The organism is uncultured Megasphaera sp. (assembly GCF_958350005.1).
Taxonomy (GTDB): Bacteria; Bacillota; Negativicutes; order Veillonellales; family Megasphaeraceae; genus Megasphaera.
Map to the genome: position 1 here is coordinate 1 of NZ_CATWFF010000098.1, position 7,774 is coordinate 7,774.

General features: G+C 51.6%; 7 protein-coding genes. 5 read left to right on the forward strand and 2 right to left on the reverse strand.

The window, feature by feature from the left end; all coding sequences use genetic code 11:
- Positions 1–30: 30 nt before the first annotated feature.
- The 5 genes from Q3886_RS06810 (at position 31) to Q3886_RS06830 (ending at position 4,275) form a co-directional block, all read left to right on the forward strand.
- Positions 31–432, forward strand: a complete 402-nt coding sequence (locus Q3886_RS06810) for a BMC domain-containing protein (RefSeq protein WP_301860516.1) — start codon at positions 31–33, stop codon at positions 430–432.
- 47 nt (positions 433–479) lie between these two features.
- A complete protein-coding gene (locus tag Q3886_RS06815) occupies positions 480–995 on the forward strand; it encodes a EutP/PduV family microcompartment system protein (RefSeq protein WP_301860517.1) in 516 nt (171 codons plus the stop codon).
- 4 nt (positions 996–999) lie between these two features.
- Positions 1,000–1,749: an MIP/aquaporin family protein gene (locus Q3886_RS06820; RefSeq protein WP_301860518.1), complete on the forward strand. Its 750-nt coding sequence runs from the start codon at positions 1,000–1,002 to the stop codon at positions 1,747–1,749.
- Positions 1,750–1,827: 78 nt separating this feature from the next.
- Positions 1,828–3,666, forward strand: coding sequence for a DUF4037 domain-containing protein (locus Q3886_RS06825; protein WP_301860519.1), 1,839 nt, complete (start codon positions 1,828–1,830; stop codon positions 3,664–3,666).
- A gap of 12 nt (positions 3,667–3,678) precedes the next feature.
- Positions 3,679–4,275, forward strand: a complete 597-nt coding sequence (locus tag Q3886_RS06830; RefSeq protein WP_301860520.1) for a DUF4125 family protein — start codon at positions 3,679–3,681, stop codon at positions 4,273–4,275.
- A gap of 123 nt (positions 4,276–4,398) precedes the next feature.
- On the opposite strand, the gene hypD is transcribed toward Q3886_RS06830, so the two are convergent.
- Complete coding sequence (hypD, locus tag Q3886_RS06835) at positions 4,399–6,867, reverse strand: trans-4-hydroxy-L-proline dehydratase (RefSeq protein ID WP_301860521.1); 2,469 nt, start codon at positions 6,865–6,867, stop codon at positions 4,399–4,401.
- 64 nt (positions 6,868–6,931) lie between these two features.
- Positions 6,932–7,720 (reverse strand): 4Fe-4S cluster-binding domain-containing protein, encoded by a 789-nt coding sequence (locus tag Q3886_RS06840; RefSeq protein ID WP_301860522.1) that lies wholly within the window; start codon positions 7,718–7,720, stop codon positions 6,932–6,934.
- Between the last annotated feature and the right edge of the window lie 54 nt (positions 7,721–7,774).

Here is a 7,774-nt window from a genome sequence, read left to right on the forward strand (position 1 = left end):
CTATTAATAGCGGAGATTAGGTGATATTTCATGCAAGTTCCACAAAACCATACCTTTACTGCTGAAGGCACGGGATTAGACGCAATTTCCGGCCGCATTATCATGGAAAGCGTGCCGGGCCGTCAGATTACACTGGCTCATATCATAGCCAGCCCGGATCCTATTTTATATCGCAAGCTGGGGCTGGACCCTACGATTGATTACCGCAGTTCTGCCATTGGCATTTTATGCCAGACTCCGTATGAAACGGCTATCATCACGGCCGACATTGCCCTGAAAGCAGCTGCTATCCGCCTCGGCTTTGTCGATCGCTTCAGCGGAACCCTGGTCGTAACCGGAACCATTTCGGATGTGACTATTGCATGGGAACAATCTCTGGCCTATGCCTCTTCTGTTTTAGGTTTTGACGTCTGCCAGATTACCAAAGCCTGATACTGTCTTTGCCAACCAACAACGAGAGAAAGGAGGATTCGTATGCCATGAAGAAAATTATGCTCATCGGACGAACGGGAGCCGGTAAAACAACGCTGACTCAGGCGCTGCAGGGAAAGAAAATCAAATATCACAAAACGCAGTATGTGAACTACCACGATGTCATTATTGACACGCCAGGAGAATATTGCGAAAACCCATCACTCGTTCGTGCGCTCATTGTATATTCTCACGAAGCGGACATGATCGGCCTGCTGGTAAATGCAGCCGAGCCATACAGTTTATACAGCCCGAACATTGTGTCTCTCAGCACCCGCGAGGTTATCGGCATTGTCACGCACATTCATGATGCCTATGCCAATTTGCCGCAGGCAGCGTTGTGGCTGGAAAATACGGGATGTAAAAAAGTATTCTATATTGACTCCGTAACGGGAGAAGGAATTCCTGAACTTCTGGCATACTTGAAAGAAGACGGTGATGTGCTTCCCTGGGACGAAAAATATGCTTTAGAAGTACAGCATGACTATGAGCTGCGTCAAGCAGCCAGCGTTAAGGAGGACTAATATTATGTTTCCGTATATCAGTGAGTTTGTAGGTACTTTTTTATTGTTGCTTCTCGGTAATGGCGTCTGTGCCAACGTATTCCTGAAAAAATCCAATTTCAACGGCGGCGGCCTGTGCATGGTCACCTGCGCATGGGGTCTGGCCGTTATGATTCCGGCCTATACCTTTGGCGCTTACTCAGGTGCTCATTTTAATCCGGCCCTTACCATTGGCCTGGCTGTAGGCGGCCTGTTCCCGTGGGATATGGTTCCGGGCTATGTTATCTGTCAGTTTGCCGGCGGTTTCTGCGGCGGCGCTCTCGTCTCCATTATGTTCCATGACCAGTTTGCAGCCACAGAAGATCAGGCTACGAAACTGGGCGTATTCTGTACAGCACCGGCAGTCCGCAACTTGCCGCTGAACTTCCTGAGTGAATTTGTCGGCACAGCCGTACTCCTGTTTGCTATCCTCGGCATTTCCACCGCTACAGGCATTAAACCGGCTCCTGGTCAGGGCCTGGCTATTGGTCTGAATTATATCTTTGTATTTGGCATTATCGTATCCATTGGCCAGTCCTTTGGCGGTCTCACAGGGTATGCCATTAATCCGGCCCGTGACTGGGGTCCCCGTCTGGCTCATACGTTGATGCCCATTCCCGGCAAGGGCTCCTCTCATTGGGGTGACTATGCGCTGATTCCGCTGCTTGGCCCTGTTTGCGGCTCCATTGCAGGCGTACTGCTCTATCAGTTTATATTCTCATTTGCCGGCAAATAAGTACACATACAAAGGCTGTTTCACTGCAGGCATCTGCAGAAAACAGCCTTTCTTTTTTATCACGTAAGGAGATATGCTATGGATCATACGTTGACCGATTTTTTTAACTCTCTGGATACACTGTACGCCCAGGGAAAGACGCAGGAAATCGAGCCCTTTCTTCGCCATACCCTGGAAGAACACCGCGTCTGCTGCGGCGGCCATGACCAGATCTTTACGGCAGCCCTCAATGAACTGGGCACGTACTACCGTGGAGCCAGCCGGTATGACGAAGCGCTGCGGGCCTTTGAATCGGCCGGCCAGGATATTCTCAGCTACGGCACAAAAGATACGATGGATTATGCAACGAACCGTCTGAATCTGGCCGGAACGCTGCGGCTCATGAAACAGTACCAGCAGGCCCTCCCCCTGTACATGGAGGCAGCCGATATTTACAGCCGCATCTCCGGCCGGCGGAGCTATCACTATGCAGCAGCCCTGAACAACCTGTCCCTCATCTACCTGGATCTCAGGCAGTACCGGCAGGCTCTGGACTATGCACAGCAGGCACTGCAGATTATCGGCATTTTGCCGGGGCATCCGGAAGAACGGGCCATTTCACTCATTAACAGCAGCACTGCCAGCTGGTACCTGGGAGAAGCCGAAAAAGCAAGGGAAGGCGCAGAGAAAGCCCTGGCCCTATATGAATCGCTTCCCGAAAAAGGCGTGCATTATGCAGCAGCCCTGAATTTATGCGGCACTATCGACATGGATCAGAAGCGCTATGAAAGTGCCTGGAAGCGCTTTGTTCAGGCCGCCGAGTATACGAAAGGCATCTTCGGGGAAAACGATGAATATAAGCAGGCCATGGCAAATGCAACCCTGGCCAGAGAGCATCTTCCTACTCCGTCGGCACCAGAACAGGATCATATGTACAGTCTGCCCCGCATGGAAACGGCGCCTGCCTCTCCGGCAGCGCAGAGAGGCGCAAAAACGCCGGGCTCGCCGGAAGAAAAACCAGGCCTTACGCTATGCCGGGCCTATTATGAAGAAATAGGCCGTCCGATGATCGAGCGGGACTTTGCTGACGTACAGGACCGCATTGCTGTCGGCCTCGTCGGTGACGGATCGGAATGTTACGGATTTGACGACGCCATTTCCCGCGACCACGACTGGGGCCCGTCGTTCTGCCTGTGGCTGACCAACGAAGACTATGCCAAATTCGGCCAGGCCCTGCAGCAGGCCTACGATGCCCTGCCCAAAACCTTCCGCGGCTATACGCGGAAGGTCGCCCCTGGCGGAGAGGGCCGTGTCGGCGTCCTGCGCATTTCTGACTTTTACCGCCAGTTTACCGGCTTGTCCCATGCACCGGAAAGTATAGACCAGTGGAATCGCCTGGATGAAACCTATCTGGCCAAAGCCACAAACGGCGAAGTCTTTGCCGATCTGCTGGGACGGTTTACGTCTATTCGCAATGCCCTGCTTTCCTATTATCCGGAAGATGTGCGGCTGAAAAAAATAGCCCTCCGGGCTGCTGTCATGGCCCAGAGCGGGCAGTATAATTACGCCCGCTGCCTGAAGCGAAAGGAAATGGTCGGCGCAAACTGCGCGCTCTACGAATTTATCCGGGCCGCCATGTCCATGGCCTATCTGCTCAACAGGCGGTATATGCCGTTTTACAAATGGGCCCACCACGGTCTGCAGTATCTGCCAGTCCTGTCCGTACTGCACGAAAAGATTCAGCACCTCAGTACCTGCGTCGATACGGATACCAAAGAAGCGCTCATAGAAGATATTTGCAGCGACATTCGTCAGGAATGGCGCCGCCAGCATATAGCGGACGGCTCAGACAATTTCCTGATTACCTATGGCCCACAGATTATCAGCCACATTCAGAATGCGCAGCTGCGGTCCCTGCCCATTATGCAAGCCTACTAGGAGGAACGACGTATGGAAAAAGACACCCTCATTGCCCAGATTATTGCCCTGGAATGGCCCATGTTCACCAGCGTCCATCATACCAGCGGCCGCGCCCTCTGCCAGGACGACGAAAAGACCTTTCTCATCATGCGGACCAGCCAGTTCATGGCCTGGGATGAAGCGACGCTGCAGTCCTATCTGCATGACCTGCAGCAGGCTGCAGATGCCGACGAAAATCTCATGACCTTTAAATACGGCTATATGATGGAAACGACTCATCCTGCCGAATATGAGATTATTAAAGAAGAACTGCCGTCTATTTCCATGAAAAAACGGCAGCTTGTCATGGCCATTCTGCGTCAGCAAATCCGCTGGATTACAGAAACAGCTGCGGACTATCCCAATATTATTCGCCACGGCCGCCCTATTCGCGAATCGCAGGCTCAACAGGGCGAAACGGCCTTTGAAACCTACACGCGGTGCGAACTCATGACGTACTCGGAAAAAACGATTACGTCCTTATGGCAGCACATACAGCGCCTGAAAGCACAGGGCCGCAATATGAACGAAGAAGTCTTGCAGCATACGGCAGCGCTGTACGGTCTGAAAACGATTGCCGCGTTATAATCCTGAAAGTCCCATATACGAATACACAGAGAATCCGGCTGTGCATCTGCAGCTGTATATACAAAAAGAACGCTTCCACACACAGAAGCGTTCTTTTTGTATTTCTGTTTTAAAATCCGGCAGTTATGCGAAGGTCTGTTCTGTCCGGTTAATAATTTCATCCTGCAGGGCTTTGTCGAGATTATTGAAATAATCGCTGTACCCGGCTACGCGGACAATGAGGTTTTCATATTGTTCCGGATGTTTCTGCGCATCCAGGAGCGTTGCCCGGTCAATAACGTTGAACTGAATATGATGGCCGTCCATGGTGAAATAGGACCGTACCAGGGCTGCCAAATGGGTAAGACCGGCTTCGCCGGCAACGACGGACGGCGTAAACTTCTGATTGAGAAGGGCTCCGCCGGTTTTAAGCTGTTCCAGTTTGGCACACGATTTGATAACTGCTGTCGGGCCATTTGTGTCGGCTCCTTTTTCCGGAGCAATGCCGTCAGGAAGAGGAATGCCGGCTTTGCGGCCATTGGGGCTGGCCTGCATGACGGAACCGAAGTAGACATGGCACGTTGTGGGCAAAAATTCCACAACCGTCCGCGAGCCCTTCGGCGTTTTCCGTCCGGCAATGGTCGCCTGCAGCGCCTTGTCCACGTCATGGAGCACACTGTCTGCATAGTCATCATCATTGCCGAATTTCGGTGTTTCTTTAGTGACGGCATGGAAAATATCGTCATAGCCTTCAAAATTATGAGCACATGCATCGAGGAGATCGGCCATGGAAAAGGCATGATCTTCAAAAACCTGTTTCTTAATGGCTACGAGGGAGTCCGTAATCGTCGCAATGCCGACACACTGGATGTAGCTCGTGTTGTAGCGGGCACCGCCGGCATTATAATCTTTCCCGGCAGCAATGCAGTCATCCGTAATGACGGACAGCAGCGGCACAGGCATATATTCCATATACAGCCGTTCAATGACGTTATTGCCGGCTACCTTGACATCGACTACGTACTTGAGTTCTTTCAGGAAAGCCTGCCACAGATCTTCATAGGACGCAAAGGTCGTAGGATCGCCTACATCGATGCCGACCTGCTGCTTCGTATAGTGATCGTAGCCCCGCGTCAGGACAAGTTCCAGGACTTTAGGCACATTCAGATAGCCTGTCAGGACATAGGCTTCCTTCCCTGCCGTACCGGCTTCTACGCAGCCGCTGGCAATGCCGCAGGCCCGGGCATCGTCGAGAGATTTGCCCAGATACATGAGTTCCTGGATGATAGCTTCGCTGTTGTAAAAGGCAGGCTGCCCCCAGCCTTTGCGGGAAATTTCCAGCGCCCGCCGCAGGAACCGTTCCGGCGATTTCCGGGAAATCTGCACATTGGAGCTCGGCTGAAGGAGACGCATTTCATCCATAACATCGAGGATGAGGTAGCTCACGTCACTGACGCCGCTCGTACCGTCTGGACGGAGAGCGCCTGTATTGAAGTTGCAGAAATCCGTATACGTCGCACTTTCTTTCAGCGTAATGCCCACTTTCGGCGGTGCCGGCTGGTTATTAAACTGAATCCAGAGAGCTTCCAGCAGTTCCTTGGCCCGTTCCCGCGTCAGCGTCCCTGCTTCGATTTCTGCATCATAGAACGGTTCCAGGTACTGATCGAACTTACCTGGTGAATAGGCATCCCAGTTGTTCATTTCCGTCGTTACGCCAATATGGGTAAACCAGTACATCTGGATGGCCTGACGGAACGTCTTCGGTGCATGAGCCGGCACGACATCGCAGACAGCGGCAATATCCAGCAGATCCTGGCGCCACTGGGGATCTGTTTCCACAGCAGCCATGTCGCGGGCCAGTTTGGCATACCGTTCGCCCAGGAGTATCATGCCTTTGCAGACCCAGATCATGCCTTCCCATTCTTCCCGCTTCTGCAGGGCATCTACATCATTATTCCAATCGAGTGTATCGATGCGGTGCTGAATATCGGCCATGAAATCAGCGTAGCCTTTCTGGTATATTTTGCCGTCTGCTACGGTATGGCCAGGGCCGCGCTGGTGCAGGAATTCCGTATACATGCCAGCTTCAAACAGTTTCTGCCATTCTTCCGGCAGAAGAGCGGTCATCTTCGTCAGCATGGCCCGGTCTTTCCAATAGGGAATAATCACATCCCGCTGAATCCGTTTATCTTCGTCACTGACACGGAAGAATACCCGTTCCCGGTTATTCATGTTGTCAAAGTCTTCCAGTGTGTGGCAGCACAGTTCCGGGAATGTCGGTGCAGCCCACGGCTTATCCCCTTTTTCACCGACAATGAGGGACCCTTTCCCCAAGTATAAGGTCCGATGCTTCATAATATAGTAAAACGATTTGCCCCGCAGCACCGGAATCGAGCAGGTGCCTTCATATTTTTTGTACGCTTCTGTCAGCAATACGGCCCGTTCCATGGAAATGGACGGAACACTTTCGTGCACGCTCATTTCACGGAGGCGCCGGATTCGTTCCGTACATCCCCGCCGTCCTTCTACTACTTTCTGCGGTACTTTTTTCGCAGCTTTCGGCAATACCTTTTCTGCTGCTTTCTGTGGTGCTTTTACTGCTGCCATCGTCATGTGTAAGTCCCCCTTTGTATGATAATCCCTCTAAAATAATACAATACTCCTTTATAAGGCAGGTTCAGCCGCCAATGACGGTGTCATACCCTGCCTGCAGAAACAGCTGCCTGACATGCTCCAGAGACTCCGGAGACGGCTCTTCAAACAGCTGTGCCTGTCGTCCCAGCTCAGTATACTTATCTTTTCCCAGCTGATGATAGGGCAGTAAATGAAGGCGCTCTACGTGAATATCCTTGTCCTTGAGCCAGCGAATGAATGGCTGTATATCCTTTTCTTCATCCATATTGACCTGAGGTACCATAATCAGTCGCAGATACAGGACAGCACCGTCATCGCTGAGGCGCTTCATATTGGCCAGAATGTCCCTGTTGTCTGCACCAGTATACTTCCGGTGCTTATCAGGATCAAAGACCTTCATGTCATACAGGAAAAACGCCGTATACGGCAGCACCTGCTGAAACCGTTCATAAGGCACGCAGCCGCTCGTATCAATGCCGACGTCTATGCCATTTTCATTCAGCCGGCGCAATAAAGCCGTTACAAAGGCCATATTTTCTGCCATTACTTCCCCGCCGGAAAGAGTAACGCCGCCGCCGGACTGATCATAAAAAATAATATCCTGCGCCGCTTTTTTAGCTAATGCCTCAACCGTATAGGTCTGACCAGCTATTTCTTCTCCTTCATGAGTCTGCAATGTCTCGGCCTCATACCGCTGACTTTCCGGATTATGGCACCACCTGCAGTGAAGGGGACACCCCTTGAAAAAAATCGTCGTGCGAATGCCAGGACCATCATGAATAGAAAATTTCTGAATATTAAATACGAGGGGTACAGTATTTGCTTCGGTCATAGCATAGCCTCTTTTCATGATGAATAATTATTTTTATACAGTATACTGTACAAC

Bases quoted from the DNA above. Each gene is read 5' to 3' on its own strand.
- Q3886_RS06810 (WP_301860516.1), top strand. From the start codon at position 31: ATGCAAGTTCCACAAAACCATACCTTTACTGCTGAAGGCACGGGATTA.
- Q3886_RS06815 (WP_301860517.1), top strand. From the start codon at position 480: ATGAAGAAAATTATGCTCATCGGACGAACGGGAGCCGGTAAAACAACG.
- Q3886_RS06820 (WP_301860518.1), top strand. From the start codon at position 1,000: ATGTTTCCGTATATCAGTGAGTTTGTAGGTACTTTTTTATTGTTGCTT.
- Q3886_RS06825 (WP_301860519.1), top strand. From the start codon at position 1,828: ATGGATCATACGTTGACCGATTTTTTTAACTCTCTGGATACACTGTAC.
- Q3886_RS06830 (WP_301860520.1), top strand. From the start codon at position 3,679: ATGGAAAAAGACACCCTCATTGCCCAGATTATTGCCCTGGAATGGCCC.
- hypD (WP_301860521.1), bottom strand. From the start codon at position 6,867: ATGACGATGGCAGCAGTAAAAGCACCACAGAAAGCAGCAGAAAAGGTA.
- Q3886_RS06840 (WP_301860522.1), bottom strand. From the start codon at position 7,720: ATGACCGAAGCAAATACTGTACCCCTCGTATTTAATATTCAGAAATTT.